18 protein-coding genes are annotated in these 17,459 nt (G+C 63.6%); 7 read left to right on the top strand and 11 right to left on the bottom strand.

Translation table 11 applies throughout. The features are described from left to right. Positions 1-181 precede the first annotated feature (181 nt). From CHB77_RS16845 to CHB77_RS16835, 3 genes are all read left to right on the top strand, one after another. Entirely contained in the window at positions 182-907 is a 726-nt protein-coding gene (locus tag CHB77_RS16845; RefSeq protein WP_089389344.1) for a nucleotide-binding protein, read from the top strand. Further along, the gene (locus CHB77_RS16840; RefSeq protein ID WP_141133745.1) at positions 907-1,704 is read left to right on the top strand and encodes a hypothetical protein; all 798 of its coding nucleotides are present in this window, start codon (positions 907-909) and stop codon (positions 1,702-1,704) included. Before CHB77_RS16845 ends, CHB77_RS16840 begins: the two co-directional genes overlap by 1 nt. A 354-nt stretch (positions 1,705-2,058) precedes the next feature. After that, on the top strand, positions 2,059-2,271 hold the full coding sequence (locus tag CHB77_RS16835) for a hypothetical protein (RefSeq protein WP_089389342.1): 213 nt from the start codon (positions 2,059-2,061) through the stop codon (positions 2,269-2,271). Here CHB77_RS16835 and CHB77_RS16830 read toward each other — a convergent pair. Beyond that, complete coding sequence (locus tag CHB77_RS16830) at positions 2,258-2,458, bottom strand: hypothetical protein (protein WP_089389341.1); 201 nt, start codon at positions 2,456-2,458, stop codon at positions 2,258-2,260. The two genes, CHB77_RS16835 and CHB77_RS16830, sit on opposite strands and share 14 nt — an antisense overlap. Before the next feature lie 60 nt (positions 2,459-2,518). Here CHB77_RS16830 and CHB77_RS16825 point away from each other — a divergent pair, with 60 nt between their 5' ends. Further along, entirely contained in the window at positions 2,519-2,779 is a 261-nt protein-coding gene (locus tag CHB77_RS16825) for a helix-turn-helix domain-containing protein (protein WP_089389340.1), read from the top strand. After that, on the top strand, positions 2,779-2,928 hold the full coding sequence (locus CHB77_RS18440) for a hypothetical protein (protein ID WP_176430367.1): 150 nt from the start codon (positions 2,779-2,781) through the stop codon (positions 2,926-2,928). Before CHB77_RS16825 ends, CHB77_RS18440 begins: the two co-directional genes overlap by 1 nt. A gap of 149 nt (positions 2,929-3,077) precedes the next feature. Here CHB77_RS18440 and CHB77_RS18435 read toward each other — a convergent pair whose 3' ends face one another. The 8 genes from CHB77_RS18435 to CHB77_RS16790 all read right to left on the bottom strand — a co-directional run bounded on the left by CHB77_RS18435 (position 3,078) and on the right by CHB77_RS16790 (position 9,975). Beyond that, positions 3,078-3,233: a hypothetical protein gene (locus tag CHB77_RS18435; protein WP_176430366.1), complete on the bottom strand. Its 156-nt coding sequence runs from the start codon at positions 3,231-3,233 to the stop codon at positions 3,078-3,080. Between the two features lie 183 nt (positions 3,234-3,416). Further along, positions 3,417-4,307: an ArdC family protein gene (locus CHB77_RS16820; protein ID WP_089389339.1), complete on the bottom strand. Its 891-nt coding sequence runs from the start codon at positions 4,305-4,307 to the stop codon at positions 3,417-3,419. Between the two features lie 844 nt (positions 4,308-5,151). Further along, positions 5,152-5,586, bottom strand: coding sequence for a hypothetical protein (locus CHB77_RS16815; RefSeq protein WP_089389338.1), 435 nt, complete (start codon positions 5,584-5,586; stop codon positions 5,152-5,154). A gap of 567 nt (positions 5,587-6,153) precedes the next feature. Then, on the bottom strand, positions 6,154-6,417 hold the full coding sequence (locus CHB77_RS16810) for a zinc finger domain-containing protein (protein ID WP_089389362.1): 264 nt from the start codon (positions 6,415-6,417) through the stop codon (positions 6,154-6,156). Continuing rightward, positions 6,410-6,862: a hypothetical protein gene (locus CHB77_RS16805; RefSeq protein WP_089389361.1), complete on the bottom strand. Its 453-nt coding sequence runs from the start codon at positions 6,860-6,862 to the stop codon at positions 6,410-6,412. The genes CHB77_RS16810 and CHB77_RS16805 overlap by 8 nt, the downstream gene beginning before the upstream one ends. A gap of 75 nt (positions 6,863-6,937) precedes the next feature. Further along, the gene (locus CHB77_RS16800) at positions 6,938-7,285 is read right to left on the bottom strand and encodes a hypothetical protein (protein WP_141133744.1); all 348 of its coding nucleotides are present in this window, start codon (positions 7,283-7,285) and stop codon (positions 6,938-6,940) included. A 61-nt stretch (positions 7,286-7,346) separates the two neighbouring features. Further along, entirely contained in the window at positions 7,347-9,167 is a 1,821-nt protein-coding gene (locus CHB77_RS16795; RefSeq protein ID WP_089389336.1) for a ParB/RepB/Spo0J family partition protein, read from the bottom strand. A 262-nt stretch (positions 9,168-9,429) separates the two neighbouring features. After that, positions 9,430-9,975, bottom strand: coding sequence for a DUF3768 domain-containing protein (locus tag CHB77_RS16790; protein WP_089389335.1), 546 nt, complete (start codon positions 9,973-9,975; stop codon positions 9,430-9,432). 1,127 nt (positions 9,976-11,102) lie between these two features. On the opposite strand from CHB77_RS16790, the gene CHB77_RS16785 reads away from it, so the two are divergent. Continuing rightward, positions 11,103-12,035, top strand: coding sequence for an IS110 family RNA-guided transposase (locus CHB77_RS16785; RefSeq protein WP_089389334.1), 933 nt, complete (start codon positions 11,103-11,105; stop codon positions 12,033-12,035). A 37-nt stretch (positions 12,036-12,072) separates the two neighbouring features. Here CHB77_RS16785 and CHB77_RS16780 read toward each other — a convergent pair whose 3' ends face one another. Continuing rightward, the gene (locus CHB77_RS16780) at positions 12,073-13,200 is read right to left on the bottom strand and encodes a response regulator transcription factor (RefSeq protein ID WP_089389333.1); all 1,128 of its coding nucleotides are present in this window, start codon (positions 13,198-13,200) and stop codon (positions 12,073-12,075) included. Positions 13,201-13,416: 216 nt separating this feature from the next. On the opposite strand from CHB77_RS16780, the gene CHB77_RS18185 reads away from it, so the two are divergent. Further along, the gene (locus tag CHB77_RS18185; RefSeq protein ID WP_141133743.1) at positions 13,417-13,923 is read left to right on the top strand and encodes a hypothetical protein; all 507 of its coding nucleotides are present in this window, start codon (positions 13,417-13,419) and stop codon (positions 13,921-13,923) included. A 179-nt stretch (positions 13,924-14,102) separates the two neighbouring features. Here the strand turns inward: CHB77_RS18185 and CHB77_RS16775 are convergent, their stop codons facing one another. Further along, entirely contained in the window at positions 14,103-17,444 is a 3,342-nt protein-coding gene (locus CHB77_RS16775) for a type ISP restriction/modification enzyme (RefSeq protein WP_217896911.1), read from the bottom strand. Between the last annotated feature and the right edge of the window lie 15 nt (positions 17,445-17,459).

Here is a 17,459-nt window from a genome sequence, read left to right as displayed (position 1 = left end):
GTAATACACACATTATATCCATCAACGTGGCATACCATCGATGCAGCATCGACACAGATCGTCGGCAATGCATCGGTTCAAGGCAACGGTCCTTCACCGATGCTCCTTAACTGCTATACAGTGAGGCAAGGCGACTGCCGTTAAGTGTGACGCGGCCACGAAACTGCAAAGGGACAGGACTATGGGCAAGGGTGTGCGAGTAATCTCAGTGATCAACCGGAAAGGGGGGTGCGGAAAATCGACCCTGGTACGCGGACTGGCAAGCGCCGCCGTCGCGCGAGGGGAGCGAGTGACGGTGTTCGACACGGACAGCAGCCAAGGTATCTACGGTTGGATGAAGGTTGCCGTGAGGCTCGGCAACTGGAGCGATCAGGCCGAGGTGATCCACACCTATGACCCCGCCGAAATCACTGCACGGCTCGATGCTATCTACGCAGAACCGCCGCACGATCACCTCGTCCTGATCGACACGTTCGGCGGCGCGAGCGAAGCCTTGGACGATGTGGTGACGCAATCGCATCTGATCGTGGCGCCGATCCGGCCTGGCCGGAACGACTACACGGAAACAATGGAAACCCTGGTCTGGCACGAACGTCTGAAAGGGCGCGTATCTGATCCCGGCGATGTTCCTGAATACCGTATTGTCGTGAACGGCATCACTCCCGATCCGAGCGCAACCGAACGGGAGGCCATTGTTCATATCTTGGAGACGATGCCGACGATTGAAGAACCGATCCTAGAACGGAAAGCTTACAAGCAGACGGACGGGGAAGGACTGCTCGGGGCAATTCGCGACAAAACCCGAAAGGGCATCATCCAGAACCATCTAACGAACGCCTTGGAGGAAATGAACGCCGTTCTCGATCTGCTTGACGGCGCGATTGCCGGAAGAATGGAGGCGGTCTGATGGCACCGCGCAAGAAACCCGCCATGATCCTCAAGCGCGATCACGCCTTCACCGAAGTTATCGGAAAACCGGCGAACCGCAAACCCAATGCATTTTCGATGGCATCGGAGGAGTTCCAGGAAAAGCTGGAAACGGCCCGAACCACAGAGACGGGTGAGGCCCTAGAGGCTCGGATCGACAGGGCAGGGGAACCCGATCCGGTGGACGCTATCGCGCACCCCGAGGCACCAGACGATGCGGACCGGCAGGGCAAGGCTGCGGTCGGAACGGACGCAGGCCCGCCCTTTATGCCCGAACTGCCGGATGCCCACAGCACAAAGGTCCAGGCTGCAACTGACGCCGGGAACGGGGAAGCACCTGACCAGCAGACGGAGGCGCACCCGAAAGGCAGAAAAGCCGAGCCGCAGCCGAAAGCTGCCGGGGCAGGGGCCGTGGAGACGGTGGAAGTGATCGTCTCGATCATGGTTCCGAAGGATTTGGTCGAACGGGCGGGGCGGTGGGCGGCAATCGCGCGCCAACCGGCTCCGACCGTGCTGCGGCACGCGCTTAAGAAAATGAAGCCGCAGCTCCGTGATGAACTGAAAACCATCAGGGTTGGGGACGTGCATCAGGACCGCATCGAAGAAGCCGGCTATCGCTTGCAATCGCGGCTCCGGTTCACGCCAACCGAGTTTGCCGACATGCAGGCCCGGCTCGATCCGGCGGGTTTCGGCATCCTGTCCTCGATGCTGAACCATTATTCACGGGACAGCTTCACCAACTTCCTCGACAAACTTCTGACCGATGCCGGTTACTGATGGAGTGATCCCCGCAAGAGCGAGGATCGCGGCAAAGGCGCGAAACTCGCGCCTCCGGGGGGATTCGGACAAGCCGAACGCCCCCGGTCTGGTGGGCCATGCGCGAAGGGCGCGTGGCCGTCTTGGGAACCGCTTGGTTCCCCCACGCAAGGCCGCGCGCTTGACGGGGGCGAGGGGTTTCCCCGGCCTTCCTGCGCGCTGCGCGCTCCGTGCAGGCCGGGTGATCCCCCTCCCCTCGCCCCCTACGCGCAACCTTGCGCGGGTCCCCCTCCTGCCCTCGCCGGTGGGCAAGCCGGGAAGCGAGCTTCCCGGCGCTCTCCATTTCTTTCCAGCCGGGCCAAAAGGGGGTTTCGGATGGAAAAGCAAAGCGGAGCGAAGGGAAAAGGTAAGCGACTGTTCGTGCGGGCAATTGCCGAGATCATCGACACCAGGACCGGCCAACTGGTTGGCGCGCAGTATCAGTGGAACACGGGCGAGCGGCGCCTGGAGTGGTTCGGGGACAAGGTGGCCGATTACCGGCTGCGTCCCTTGGAGGTGAAGGCCGGTCCTCCGATCAGTCGTCACTGATGGAAGGAAAGTTGCTCATGTCGGGCAGATGTTCGAGGCGGAACTGCTTGATTGGTGCATGGTGCCATTCCTTTTGCGTGGCACCTGTATTCCAGCGGTAGAGCAAGCCCGCTTCCTCGCCGGTCCGAGTGTCGATGATCCGCGCGATCACGGTGCAAAAGAGCTTGCGGGATCGTTTCGGCTTCATGGCTGCGTGCTCTCGTGTCATGTGGTATGAAACCTATCAAGCGAGCTATGTTCGATCAATATGAAATCAAATGATCCAAATGAAATCATACCCGCACAGATCAGGGCCGCGCGGGCTTTGGTGAAGCTGTCGGCGGATGATCTGGCCGAGCGGGCAAAGGTGGGCATCGCAACCATTCGCCGCGCGGAAAGCGATACCGGCCCGAAAACCTCGGCGGTGGTTCTCAATGCGCTGCGCCACGCCCTTGAAGCGGCGGGGGTGGAGTTCCTAGCGGTGGATAATGGCGGGCCGGGAGTGCGGCTCAAGACAAGGGAAAACTGATGTATGTTCTTCTGGTGATCGTCATGGGCGGTGGCTTTTCGGCCGAGTTTTCGAGCAAGGCGGCGTGTGAAGCGGCGCGCGTGCAGGTGGTTGAGGCAGTAAGCGAGCCGAACCGCTTTCTGACGGTCTGCGTCCCGAAGGACGGCTGATGCAGGACAAGGGCCAGCGTGGCGCGCAAGCGGCTGCGGGCGCCGCAGAGGCGCATGGCGGCGCGTGGTCCGGCCGCGGCCGGGGCGCGCGTGGCCTACTTGGGCGATAGGTTGCGCCCTGCGCGAGGCGGGACGCAAGGGCAGGGGCCTTAATCAACCGTGCAGATGAAACGCTCGCCGTGGCGGTCGTCTATTTCATAGATCAGGACCGGCTGACCGATGCGCGCGGCCCGTCGCCGTTCTCGGCGGCGGGCCTCGGCTTCGTTAGCGCAGATGATCGACAGGTCATCGGGATCGTCGCGCACCTCTAGATCATAGTGCGACCCCCGGTTTGAGATTACCGCTGCGGTCCAGCCAGCCGCGCGCCCCCGCACATTCCATGCAGATGCAGGTTCCCGTTCCATCCACAACGACCGGCGCGAAGTAGACCCATGGATTGACGCTGCCGCATTTGCGGCAGGACAATTCCGGCAAGGCGTGGGGGCCGCTCAAGCGACGGCCCTTTCGTCGTCCTCGATCTGCTGACCCTTCATCAGCCATTCGGCAGCCTTCTGCGCCTCGCTGGCCGCTTTGAAGATCAGCCGCTTGTCGTCGGTCAATGCGCGCAACCAGCTTTGAACATAAGCGCCGGACTGGTCAAAATCGGGGGTCAGGCCAAGCCGGGCGCAGGTCATGCAGTTGCCAATCTCGGCAATCAGTTCCTCGAAGGCATAAGCCTTGCGGTCATTGAAGCGGGAAAAGCGGTCAAGGCGGCACTTGTGGCCAGTCCAGTGGGTCGCCTCGTGGGCAAGCGTGGCATAGTAGCCTGCGGCGCTGTGGAACGTCGCAATCGGCGGCATGTGAATGAAGTCCTCGGCGGGGTTGTAGAAGGCTTGCGGCTCGTCGCTGGTGCGAATGTCCGCGCCGGTGGCTGCGAAAAATGCGTCAAGGGCGGGGTCGGCCTCGGTGCCAAGGTCGCGGGCAGGCTCGGCGGGGGTGCCGTAATATTCGGCGGGCAGGCCGTCGATCTGCTCGGCGTTAAAGACGCGGTAGGCTTTCAGGTAGGGCAGGCGGCGCTCCTCGCCGGTGTCCGCGTCCTCCCGCTCGAAGGTGCCGTATTTCACGACGGTTGACGATTTCTCGCCCTTGCGGACCTGACCGCCTGCCTCTTGGGCTTGCTTGTAGGTGAACCAACGGGCGGCGCGGTAGCCCTTGGCGTCAGCGGCCAGCCACAACATCAGGACGTTGATGCCGGAATAGGGTTCGCCGTTGCTCCGCAGCGGGAAGGGTGCGCCGCCCTTGTCGCCGGTCCACGGCTTGCGCCAAGCGGGGGTGCCCGCCTCGATGCTGGCAATGATGCTGTCGGTGATGTGGGCGTAGAGGTCGAACTTGTCAGCCATTTGTGGCCTTCCTTGTGGTGATGCCCGTTCGGTCTGGTGCCGATAATCGGGCGGGGTTGCAGGTGAGGACCGCGAAGCGGCGCCTCTCCTGAAACCCTGCCTCCCGGCGAGGGCAGGAGGGGGACCCGCGCAAGGTTGTCCGTAGGGGCGAAGGGGAGGGGGATCACCCGGCCTGCACGAAGCCGAAGGCGCAGGAAGGCCGGGGAAACCCCTTCGCCCCGTGAAGCGGACGGCCTTGCGTGGGGGAACCGGCGGTTCCCCTGAACGGACACGCGCCCTTCGCGCGTGGCCCCACAAAGGGCAGGGGCGTTCGGCTTGTCCGAATCCCCCGGCCAGGCGCGGTCCCGCGCCTTTGCCTCGATCCCCGTGCCTTCGCGGGGATCTCTCCATCATCTTTCCCGGTCGAAGCTATCCAGCCTGCCGCCTCTCTCCTGGCGGCGGGCCTTGCAGGGCGGCGAGCTGGACGCGCCCATCATGGAGCGAAGGGAAGCGAGCCGCCCTGTGGGAAGGTTTGACCGGATCACCCAACCGCCCGCCCGGTTGACCACAGGCTGACGCTCGATCCCTGTGGTCTCGCTTACAGCCTGCTTCGGCCTCCCGCCTCCACTCCCAAGGTCGTTCCGGCGCGAGGCTGGACAACCGGGCTACCCCGCAAGCGATTGTCACCCGAAGGGCCGAGACTGGGCCGCTGGACCGACTATTGCGGCCCCGCACAGGCTGGCTCGGGACGAGACGGGCGGCGCGGGAAAAGCCGCAAAGGAGGGGCAGGGGGCCAGGCTCGGGGCGCAGGCCGGTGAAGCCGGCCGGAGCCTGGAGCGCGGTCCCGGCACAAGCCGGGAGGCGGCTAGAACAATCTTCTGATGTTGCCGACGCCCTTGCCTGATCCTGTTGGGGCAACCCGCAACTGTGAGCAAAGAGCGATCAGGCCGGTTCTCAACAATCTCGGATGGGCTTTTGCGCCCTTCATCAGAACCTCGTGGATCATGCCGGTATTGCGTTCCGCCTCGACCCTGAACACCTCGCAAATATCATCACCGGGCATCATGATTTCCCAGATATTGGATTCATCATTCTTGACGCAGGACACCATAAAGGCCGCCATGACATCGGCGGCCCAGTTTACAACAGGATTTGGCTCAACCCCTCTTTTCCGTGCCTCCGCCATGCAGAAGTTCTTTGCCGCCTTGAAGGCGTTGGACACATCGCGAGGGCAATCCGATACTCCGCCAGTATCGCGAATGCCGTCGATCCAGTTTGCATAAATCACTTGATAGATCATCTGCCATTCCTGACCTGGACGCCGCACAAGGCTTGAACCTTGATCCAAGCATAGCTTTGAAGCCTGCACCCACAACACCCAGGATGCGGACCTTACCAGAAGATGATCGTGATGCGTCTGTTTCAGGACCATGCCAGCGATAGCTGAAGCTCCCCGTCAGGCGGGCAGGACGCCGCCAGGCGTCCTTGTTCTTCTGCCCCATCCTCCACGGCTAATGCTCAAGTTGGCCGTCAAGGGTAACTGCCGGAACGCAGACAACCACGACCCCGCCCCGGCGCGCTTCATGGGCGTAAGCGCGGCGCCAGACGCGCTTTCCTTTCCCGCGCAGCGGTTCCGCGCGAACAGCGCGGGGCCGGCGCGGCGGGGCATTGTCCCGCCGTGGCGGGCAAACCAAGAGGGCTGCGCCTGGACAAAAGAAAAGGCCCTACCGAAGCAGGGCCAGTGCTATCCTCACCACAAGGATATTCGGGGTGCAGCCTCGCCCCAAGGACGGAACGGCGGCTGAGAAATACTCGTTTCAGGTATCACTCCCGGCAGCACAACGCCAGCGGCAGGGTCATGTTTCCATCAGAACAGGGCCATCTTGTCGGGCTGTGGGCGGATACTTGCGCGGCCTCTCGGGTCGATGATCCAGCCATCGCCATCGCGGAAAATGCTGGCCTCCCATCCATGCTGCTCTATGAACACGCGGTCGGCCTCTGCCGCGCGTTCGTCGTGCAGACCGCTGGCGCGGTGCCCGCTCGGGCGGCGGCACCAGATACCGGGGGCGCTTCCGCAGCTCGGGCAGCGCACGGCAAGGATAGGGTGACGGTGTGCGGTGAAGTCAGGCATGGCAACCTCCATCGGCAGCGAAAGGGCGGGGGCTGATCCGGCGTCCGTGCTGATCGCGCAGCACCAGGTCGAACGGCATCTGATCGAGTGTAAACCGGCCCATGCTGTAGCCGTGCAGGAAATCCAGCAGATAGACCGGATCGGCAGGATAAGGGGCGCGGTCCCAGGCCGCGCGCAGGACAGCCCGCTCGTTGGCGGAAAAGGCCGACAGGCGGCGCCGGGCTTCGCGCCAGCGGTCTGCGCGCAAGGCGCGGCTGCGGCGCTCGTGGTCAAGCCATTGGACCGCACGGGCGTCCATCACCTCGTCCTCGGACGGTTGCGCCTCGGCAACCAAGTCGGCCAGCAGGGGCAGGGCTTCGCGCTCAAGGCGCTGCTTGCGCCGCAGCGCGGCACGCTTGCGGCTGGTGTCGGTGAACGGGTGACGTTCGCATCGTTTGAAACGCATGGGTGCCTCCATCCGGGGAAGGCAGGGCGCGGAACGCCTTGCCGATTGTCTCACGTCTTGCCCTCGGGCGTCCGGTCAGCGATGGAGGCGGAACCGGACAAGCCACGAAGGTCCAAGCCGGTTGCGCAGGCCGTGAAGGACGGGGCTGGCGCTGGCGTTCATCCATTGCTTGCGGAGTTCGGCCTTCCAACACCGGCCCTCCTTGGCTGCGAAGGCCCGCAAGGCGTCCCGTTCCTCGACTGTCAGGCCGTCCACGGGATCGGCGCTGTCATGGGTCTTTTCCCCGATGATCCGCTGCAATTCCTCCCGTCCGGCATCGAGCATGGCGCGGGCTTCAAGATGGGCAAAGGGTTTCCAGAACCTGGCGCGGGCTTCCGGGGTCTGCTCGATCCCGGCACGGCGTTCGAGGTCTCCGATGGTCATTCCGATGATCTCCTGTCGGGTGGGATAACGCGGCAGGGCGTTCGCGCCCTGCCGCATCGTGTCACTTCATGCCTTCGGGCAACCAAGCGTCGATCCGCGCGGCCTGCGTCTCGGTCACGCCAAGGGCGCTGCGCAGGTCGGCATCGCTGAACAGGGCGTCCAGCTTCGCGGCCTTCTCTCCCTTTTTCAGCTTGGCGAAGCTGGTGGCGGTGGGGTGTTCTTCCGACAGGTCCAGCAGGTCGCGCCACAGGTCATTGAGATAGGCCCCGCCGACGCGGCCAAAGAAATTGCTGGCTGTTGGCGTCCAGACTTCGCGGATGCTCGGCTGCGTTTCCTTGTCGATCAGTGCGGCAAGGTGTTCGTCGCCGCCCCGGAACAGCGCGGCAAGGCAGCGGATCAGTTCGCCCCGCCCGTGATCCTGCCCCTTCTGGCGGAAGGCACGGAAGGACTTGGCGAGATCCTTGCCCATCATGTCGCGGGGCCGCGATCCGACCAGACGGGCATCCAGATCATAGCCTTCGGCTTCGGTGGTGGGCCAGTTCGGCACGTCCTCGACGCCAAGGCCGAAGGGCTTGCGCCATTGCAGGCCGTGGCTCAACTGATAGGCCAGCAGGTCCAGCAGCAGATCGGGGTCGCGCAGGATCGCATGTTGCCGCGCGCCGGTCGCAACCCGGCCCAGATCGTCCTTCAAGGCGGCGCTGATGGGCGACTTCGGTGCTTCGGCAGCATCCGCCAGATGGGCGGACGCGCGCAGGAAACCGGCTTCGATGGCAGCGGCGCGGTCCTCGCGCGTCACCAGACCGTCAGCGGTTTTCAGGTCGCCACGCGAGTCCACATAAACGATGATCCCGGCAAGGGCCTTCTGGTCCTCGCTGAAACCGCCGTCCAGAACCGATTGCAGGGCCGCAAGTTCGGCCTCGCCCGCGTCGTCAAGTGCCCCGGCTTCCGACAGTTCGGCCAGTTCGTCATAACGCGCGGCCTGTTCTTCGGACAGCGCGCCCTCCTGCGGATAGATGCGATCCAGCTTGCGGTCCTCGATTTCGTGATAACCGATGTAGCTGCCGGGGATCGTCTCGGCCCATTTCCAGCCCTCGGCGGTGAAGCCTTCGACAGCTTCGGCCAGCTTGGCGGCGAACAGGTCGTCCAGCAGGGCCACGTCCTCGACAAAGGACTGGTCCGCGAACAGGTCGGCGGTGATGCGCCCGCCAGCGACCTTGTAGGCATCAAGCCCCACGAAAACCGCGCGGCGGTCGGTATGGCGCACGGCGTCCGGTTTCAGCATCTGCCTAATGCTGTGATCGCTGTAGCCTTCGCCCTTGATCCGGTCCAGAACCTCAAGGCTGTGGGCCTCGTCCTCGCTGATGGTGAAGGCAGCGGCGTTGGACAGGGTGATCTGCCCGGATTTCAGGGCGTCGAGGACAGGCGCAGGAAGGGACGCCAGCTTCAAGCGGCGGTAAACATGCGCCTCGGTGACGCCGAAAGCGACGGCAATGGACGGGACCGCCACGCCTCGCGCGGCCATCTTGCCATATTCGCGGATCTCGTCGGCGGCATTGGGCTGTTCGCGCTGATGGTTTTCGCTGGCAGCCCAGGTTTCGGCGGTGTCCTGATCGGGCGCGATCCTGACCGGCACGGTGGCAAAGCGCGGATCGTCTTGCAGCAAGGCCAGGGCGCGCAACCTGCGGCCACCGAACACGATGCCGGTCCTGCCGTCCGCATCGCGCAAGCCGCCAAGGTTCTGGATCAGACCAAGCTGGCGGATGTTCTCGGCCAGGGCCTCGATACCTTCGGGGCTGAACACGGTGCGCGGGTTCAAGGGCGAGACGTAAAGATCAGCAAAGGGCACCTGCTCAACCGTGCTGATGATGGGTTCGTGCTTCATGGGGTCAATCCTTGTTCTGTGGTGAGATTTTGTGTTATGGGTGTCCTGCCCCCTTTCGGGGGCAGGACGGGCTATCAGATAGCCCCGTGCTGGATCAGGAAGCGGCGTCCGATGCCAAAGGTGTCGCCCTTCCTGACAAGCGCCCACGCTTCTGCGAGGCGGCGCTGCAAGGTTTCACTGCTCATAAGTTCACCCCCTTTCCGGGTTGCGGTTTCGGGAAACATCGGCCCGCACGGAGCGGAACGGGCCGATTTCGGGCGCGTCAGTATTCGGACGGGAACAGGATCGTCACGACGCGATGCGTTTCTGCCGGATCGGCGGGGTTCTCTGCGCCTCCACTGCAATCGGCATCATAAAGGTCGATTTTCCACCAGATGCGCTTGCCCTGCACGTCGAGGGTGCCGAAGCTATGATCGGCCCAAGGATCGTTGCTTTCGGTGAAGTTGCGATCCACGGCACAGGCGACAACTGCCTCCTGCACGAAGGCGATGCCCTCGGCGGCAATGCCGGGTGTCAGGATGATGCTGCCGCGCAAGTCGGGTGCGACGGTCACGGTGGCGGCGCGGATTAGATCGGCCCCCTCATCAAGAGCCAGGTCGATCCGCTCTTGGCAAAGCCGGGGGGCGATCAGGGCAAGGGCGGCGCGAAGGCGGTCGCTTTGCTGCGCGACGGCCAGGGATTCGCGGCTCGGGAAATCACGCTCGGGGCCGAAATGGCCGCAATCTGGACAGGTGCATGGGGGAAATTCGCGCGACTGCTCGGATCCGCAATAGCCGCAGACATAGGTGGAATGGGACATGCCGTTCATGGCTCTTTCCTTGTGGTGATGCCCGTTCGGTCTGGTGCCGATAATCGGGCGGGGTTGCAGGGGAGGACCGCGAAGCGGCGCCTCTCCTGAAACCCTGCCTCCCGGCGAGGGCAGGAGGGGGACCCGGGCAAGGTTGTCCGTAGGGGCGAAGGGGAGGGGGATCACCCAGCCACGCAGCCCGGCCCCGGCCGGGACCGTGGTTGGGGAAACCCCTTCGCCCCGTGAAGCGGACGGCCTTGCGCGGGGGAACCGGCGGTTCCCATGACCGGACACGCGCCCTTCGCGCGGGGCCCAGGGACAGGCAGGGGCGTTCGGCTCGTCCGAAACCCCCTGCCAGGCGCGCTCACGCGCCTTTGCCCCCGATCACCGCGCGGGCGCGGGGATCTCCGCATCTTCTTCGGCCAGAGCTATCCAGCCTGCCGCCTTTCTCGTGCGGCGGGCCTTGCAGGACGGCGAGCTGGACGCGCCATCACGGGAGCGAAGGGAAGCGAGCCGCCTTGTGGAAAGGTCTGTCCGTGGCCTGCAGCCGCCCGCCCGGTTGACCACAGGCCCTTGCTCGATCCCTGGGGTCTCGCGCGGGCCTGCTTCGGCCTCCCCCTGTCCCTCCCAAGGTCGGGCCAGTGCGAGGCTGGACAACCGGGCTACCCCCGCAAGCGATCGTGACCCGACAGGGCCGAGACTGGACCGCTGGACCGACTATTGCGGCCCCGCGCAGGCTGGCTCGGGACGAGACAGACAGCGCGGGAAAAGCCGCAAAGGAGGGGCAGGGGTCTAGGCTCGGGGCGCAGGCCGGTGCAGCCGGCCGAAGCCTGGAGCGCGGTCCCGGCCAAAGGACGGGATGCGGCAGGTGTTGCTATGAGCCAGACACCTTGGACCGGAGGCCGCTGCGCGCATGGCCGCCGATGGACCTTGTCTTAATCCGGACCCCGGTTCCTGTGCGATACGGGAGCTGCTTCCCGGCACCCCAAACATGCCGGGAAGCAGCGGGGGGCCGGGCCGTTATGGAGGTGGTCTCATCAGGGCCGGTCAGTAGTTTGGTCACCCCCCGCTTTTCGCATGTCCTGAACGGATACCTGGGGAACGGTCTGCCCGTTGCCCCGCATGACAAGGCCAGGAGACGAAAAGCAATGAACGATACCATCGGCGTGGACATTTCCAAAGCCACACTCGAAGTCTGGCGCCTTTCCGACCGCAGGCACATGCGGTTTTCGAACGACACGGACGGGCTCAAGGCGCTCTGCAAATGGCTCGGGGCCGATCCGGTCCGCGTCATCTACGAGGCGACGGGACGGTTCCATCGCGACCTCGAGGCAGCGCTGTCGAAGGCGGGACACGGGCCGGTCAAGGTCAATCCCTCGCGCGCGCGTCGCTACGCGCAGGCGACCGGGAACATCGCCAAGACCGACCGCGTCGATGCCAAGATGCTCGCGCGTATGGGATCGACGCTGGCGCTCGAACCGACGCCCGTCCGCAGCAAGAGCATGCATGAAATCAAGGAGCTGCATGTCGCGCGCGTGGCTCTGATCAAGGATCGCACCGCCTGCAGGAACCGACTGGACACGGCGCGTAACAAGATGGTCGTCAGCCAGCTCAAGGCACGGGAACGTCAGATCGACAGGCAGATTGCCCAGATCGATGCCGAGTTGGTTCGCCTCATCAAGGCCGACCCCGAACTGGCCCGGCGCTACGAGATCCTGATGTCCATCCGCGGCATCGGACCGGTGGCGGCCACCGCCATGATCGTGGACATGCCCGAGCTCGGCACGATGACCCCGAAAGAGGCTGCGAGCCTGGCAGGTCTCGCGCCGATCACCCGGCAGTCGGGAAGCTGGAAGGGCAAGGCCCGCATCTTCGGCGGCCGCAGCGGGCTGCGCACCTTACTGTTCATGCCGGCCGTCATCGCGACCCGATACAACGCGCCGCTCCGGAAAATCTACCTCACGCTCTACGAGGGCGGAAAGCCTTGGAAGGTCGCCATCACGGCGGTGATGCGCAAGCTCATCGTCCTCGCCAACGCCCTGATCCGGGACGACCGGAAATGGGCCGAAATTGCCCCTTGATCAAAACGGATACTACTGATGACCAGCAGCTGTGACCTCAAAGCTGCTGGTACAAATTGTTCATTTGCATCAGCATCCGTGTCACGTCTATCCGGTGGCGCGCATCCATCTTATCCAGCACCGCGCGCACTTGATTGCGCACTGTGTGGCGGCTGACCTGCCGTTCCGCGGCGATCTCGTCGGTAGATCTGCCTTTGGCAATCGCTGTGGCAATCTCCGCTTCAGTCGACGTCAATCCGAAGCGTGCCTGCAGCACCATCTGCGGCGGCGCGGCTTGTTTTGGTTTGGATAGAAGAAACAGGTTTCGAGGTCCGGCAAAGCTAGTTCCGCCAAAAAAGGGCGAAGGGAGGCGAGGATTTTCTTCTGCCGACACAAACCTGATCTGCCAACCATCGGCTGTCTGAGCAACACAGGAAAGGCGCCCTGTCTTGCCGGATGCCTGGCAAACAGCCTTCGCCCACTCCTGCACAGCACTGTCACGGAACGTCACCTTGTGGAAGGGATTCAGTCGGAAAACTTCACCATCCTGCAGGATGGCGTCAGGCTCCGCCCAGATCAGCGACAGCCTGTTGTCCAGCATCAGAAGGCCGCCAGCCTCGCCGTGATGTCCTTTGGCCTGCCCATGACGGGCAGACATCGACGAGATAATCTCGGCCACCTGGAATGCGTGGGACACATGCGGCTCCAGCCGGTCCAACATCTGCTGCGCGCGCAAGGCGACCTGGTCACCGTCCTGCCGCCGGATGTTTAGCGACAGGACCACGGTCCGGTCATGGTAGGGACGCGATTTCAGGGCTACGGCAAGAGACAAGTCGTCTTGGGGACGCAACCAGTCATTGTAGAATTCCGTCCGGCGCAGTTTCTCGTCGGGCAGATCCATGGGCGACACCCTGGCCCGCCCCGGCGGAAGTGCCGCTGACAGCGGCATGAAGGGATTGATGCGTTGGTAATGCGCGACATAGGACCGTGCAAACGTTGGGTCGAAGCTGCCAGAAACCGAAAGGAATGGTGCATTCTTCGGTCCTGTCGCGCCGTGGATTGAGGCTTTGGCCCCCCCGAACACCTGCTCCAGTGCCGACACGAACGCCTGCCATCCTGCCCGCTCAAGGGCGGCCTGATGCAGACAACCGATCAACTGGTCTTCCGAGGGCTGGGAGGTGGGCATGGAGAACCCGACTGCTGAATGCCATCATGATATGCCGAGACCGTCAGGCGCCCAAATAAATATGTGCCTATAGCGCACCTGCGTCATGACGCTTCTCGTGAACAGCCGCAGAGTCATCAGGCTTCGTTCAGGATAGCGGACCTGCCTTCCGTCCAGTTCGAGAGGCATCGCGGCTCGAAGCAAACGTGCATCTTTGTTTACAGGGTGGAGGATATTATGAAGCGTGGCGATCTCTGCAAAGCGGCACCCATAGGGTTGGCCATAACTCTTGGCACGATCTTTCTACCACATGAGCTTCTTGCGGCCGCCTCTTGCCCAAGTGGACTCACGTACGCTGGTTCTGCAAGCGTCGAGCGCGACACAGGGCAGGGTAGCGGAGTCGAACTGGTTCGTGTGGAAATTCCAAATAAGCGGGACAGATCCTACATGCAGGGCAATGCTACAGGGAGGCTTGTCGGCAAGGATTCAAGCAACAAGCAAGCTACCACACCCTGGAACGGGCAGCACAACATTCGTGGAATATCGCTCGAAGCCACTGGCAACTACTATTTTGCCCTTGGTATTGACGTAAATGGGAAAAGTGGTTTCCCTCGTGTTATCGCTGAAGTCGATCCGGAAACGGGCGAAGTAGATCGCGAATACCTTGAGATTGGCGCCTATTGCGGACCCGGCGGCAACGGTGAAGGCTGCACAGCAACAATCAATGTTTGTTACAAGCCTTAAGGCGCGACCTGCGAAACGAGAGCAGAATGGTTCTAGGATCAGGCCTTTGCCGACCCCCATCCGGTTGACCAGCCCGCCGCTGCCCCGCCTGGTGGTGCGACGGCGCCGGGCTGGTCAACCGGGCTGCGTCATCGAGGGGTGGCCAAGGCTGCCGTTTTAACCGATCCGAAGCAACCTGCTTAGATTTCCATTTCTTTCTGCCGCTGATCCCCGCCCTTGCCTGGACTCAACTTTCCCGCCTTTGGTGACACCTTCAGCACATCTTCCACCTCTATCAGCGGGCTAGCCATCACCCGGTCCAAGAGGTCTGCCTGCGCAGGTTCCAGATCGACCAAGCCCGTAAGGACGTGAAGGAGGTTGACCAAATCGCTGGTGTAGTCAGCAAGCCATCCATCGGGACGGATCCGGTCGAGCGGCGAAGGCGGGCGCTTGTCGCCCATCAGGGGACGCGTGCGATCGGCTTTGCGATAGCTGAACCACTGGGTCAGGATGTTCTTGCCCGAGACCTCATAGGCGCGCACCTTGGGCACCACGTTGTCTACATGGCCCTTGCCGACATGGAGGCGCTGCTGGACCACGTCATAGCGCAGCTCGTCAGGGAAATCTGCCGGATCGCCGGGAATCGCGCCGGTGGCGGGGATGATGGGTCCGCCGGGGATGCGGGGCGCTCCCCTGAGGCGGCCCTCGGCGGGGTCGGCGAAGCGGTCGCCATAGGTGTGCAGCCAAACCACGCGGCGGCCTAGCCGGACGCCTTCTTCCCAAAGCGCAGGATCTGCGGTCAACGGTATGCGCAGGCCAGGGCGGATCAGGTCGGCGGCGAAGCGGGCGGTGAAGGCGGGATGGGCGGCAACGCCGGCGATCCAGGCGAAGTGATCTTCGGGCGGTACAGGTCGGCCGAGGATGGCCGCGAGGTGGTCGAGCAGGGCCGTGAAAGCGTTGGGGATCGTGGCGGCGGCATCGGACCAGAGCGGGAACACGCGACCGCCGAAAGAACCTTTGTAGTGGTCGAGGTCAGGGACAAGCGCGCTGAAGGTTACAGCGGGACCGGAGCGCGGTGAGGTGCGCGCGAGCGCCGTAAGATATACCTGCTTATCTGAGTGCCACTCCCATAGCGTCGGGTTGGGCTGGTTGATGAGGCGCGCGTCGGGAAGGATCCATTGGCGGTCGAAGCTGCGCATTCCATAGCGCAACGGCTTCGGCGATCCGCCAGTATCCACGCGGACAGGCTGTGGACGCGATGGTTGACCTGCAAGCGGTTTCTTGACCGTCTTGTCGATGTGCTTGTCGCCCGGTTTGCCGTTCCGCAGATGTGGAAAGAATGCTTCTGCCTGCTGCACAGGATCAGTCATCGCCTTCAGCGCGTCCCAGCGGTCAACAAGGCTTTGCCGGTCGGGAGCGATAACCCAAGTACGACCGGGCATGACGCCGGACCCGTCCCAGCCAAACATTTCTCCAAGCGGCGCGAAGCCCGCCCACTCACCTTGCGCAGCAGGCAGGAACGGATCGCCCCCGCCGCCCGCGACCTCGGCCCAACCGCTATCGCTCAGCTCAACCTTCGCCAAAGCTGCGAACTTGTCGGTGCGTGGCCCTTCGGGCAGACGGCGGAACAGAACGCGCGCATCGTGTCCCGAGGCATCTTGCCCCTTGCGCGCGACCATGACGATGCAGACAGGCTGCTGGACGCTCTGAAAGATGCGGCTGGACACGGGTGGCTGGTGCCCTTCGGGCGTGCAGTCGATAATCCAGATCGCATCAGCCTCGCGCCGCAGCTCGGCCCGCATCCGCTTGAAGCCAGGTCCGTTCAGGAATCCCGCCACAGTGATGAAACAGACGACGCCACGCCGGTCTCGCCTAGAACCCTGGCCCGCTCCCTCGCCCCACGCCTTCCACGCAGCCCATCGCCAGAAATAGACATAAAGGTTCTTGAGGTGCTTGGCATGGGCGCTGTCAGCAGTGGCGGGTGCCCAATCGGCCAGCGGCCCGGCCTGCTGCGCGTTGATGTCTTTGCGGTAACGTCCTTGCTCGATCCAGCCGCCGCGTCCTTCGGCCTTTTCCTTATAGGGCGGATTGCCGATGACCACCGTGATCGGTTCGGCCGCCTTCACGGCGTTCGCGGCAGCGTAGGAGTCAGTGATCGGCGCGAACAGCGATGGCAACGCCGTACGCGCGGCTTCGGGGTCGCTCAGCGTGTCGGTCAAATAAACGCGTGGTGCAGGCAGCGCGGCAGCCGGGGCGCCAGCGGGCGAGGTCAGTTCCAGCAATTCTGCCAGCAAGCGAAGCTGGGCCACGACGAAGGGGCCGAACTGAAGCTCGAATCCGATCAACCGCCCGGCGGCGGCGCGAATCGCCCCTGGCACCGCTCCCGTGCCCTGGTCCGCAGTCACGCTGTCCCGGATGCGCCGTAGCACTGCCAGCAAGAAGGTGCCGGTTCCCGTTGCGGGATCTGCGAGCGTTACGTCCGGGTGCGCGAGCCCGCCGACAAGGTCGAACAGCGCAGGGTCTCGCAGGGCGTCGTCAGCCAGCCGGACCATCTCGCTGACGACTTCGGCGGGCGTGTAGTAGGTGCCGGTCAGCCTGTGCAGCGCAGGGTCATAGGCCTTCAGGAACGGCTCGTAAAAATAAAGCCAGGCCTCGGGATCGCCTTTCGAGATCGAAGGCCAGTCCACTGCATCGAGGACTCGCACCAACGTGCCAAGCGAGGTGCGCAAGGGCGCGGGGTCTGCCCCCAGAAACTCAAGCGCCGTGCCGATCAGCGTGTCGCTGACGCGCAGGTCATGGCCGACGTTCTGGAAATCCTTGCGCAGATCGCCTGTCCGGTGCAGCGCAATTCCTCGTGCCCGTGCCATCAACAGACCGAAGGTGACGGCTTGGGCATAGCCATCCGCAAACTCAGCGTCCGTGGCCCCAGGGGCAAGGGCTGCCCGCCAGTCATTGCGCAGACCGATGATGGGCTTGCTGCCGGCGTTGAGCTGTTCGGCAGCCTCATCGCGCAAAAGGCGGCAAAGGCGTGCGGTTTGCTGCGCCAGATCGCCCACCGTCCGCGGTGTAATCGGGGACCAGGACAGAAAATCTGTCAGCAGTGCATCCAGTCCCGGGGGCACCGTTAGGCCGCTCTTGTCCAGCCTGCCAAGCCGAAGAATGCCGTGCGCCAGTTCGCCTGAGCGCCAAAGCGAGATTTCCTCGCCATCGAAGTAGATCAGATTTGGCAGAGCTTTCAACTTTTCCCACTGGTCGCGGTCATGCCCCTTGGCAAACCGGCGGGGGTCAGCGCCCTTGCCAGGCGCCTTCAGTTCGACATGCCCAATCAGCGCGCCACGCAGAATGGCCATGTCAGGGCGGACAGCTAGGTTGGGATCGGGCGTTTCAGGCACGACCGTGATTGTGCCAGCACCAAGAGTGGTGGCGAGATCTCGCAGCAACGCCTCGGCCGGCGAGCGGATTGCATCCTCAGGCTGGCCACGAACAGCAGCGGTCAGTTTCTTGAGTGCTTCAATCTCGAATGTCTTAAGGGCGTGGTGCAAATCAACTCCGGCGCG

The organism is Paracoccus sediminis (assembly GCF_900188295.1).
GTDB lineage: Bacteria > Pseudomonadota > Alphaproteobacteria > Rhodobacterales > Rhodobacteraceae > Paracoccus > Paracoccus sediminis.
This window is presented reverse-complemented; position numbering and strand designations above follow the sequence as displayed.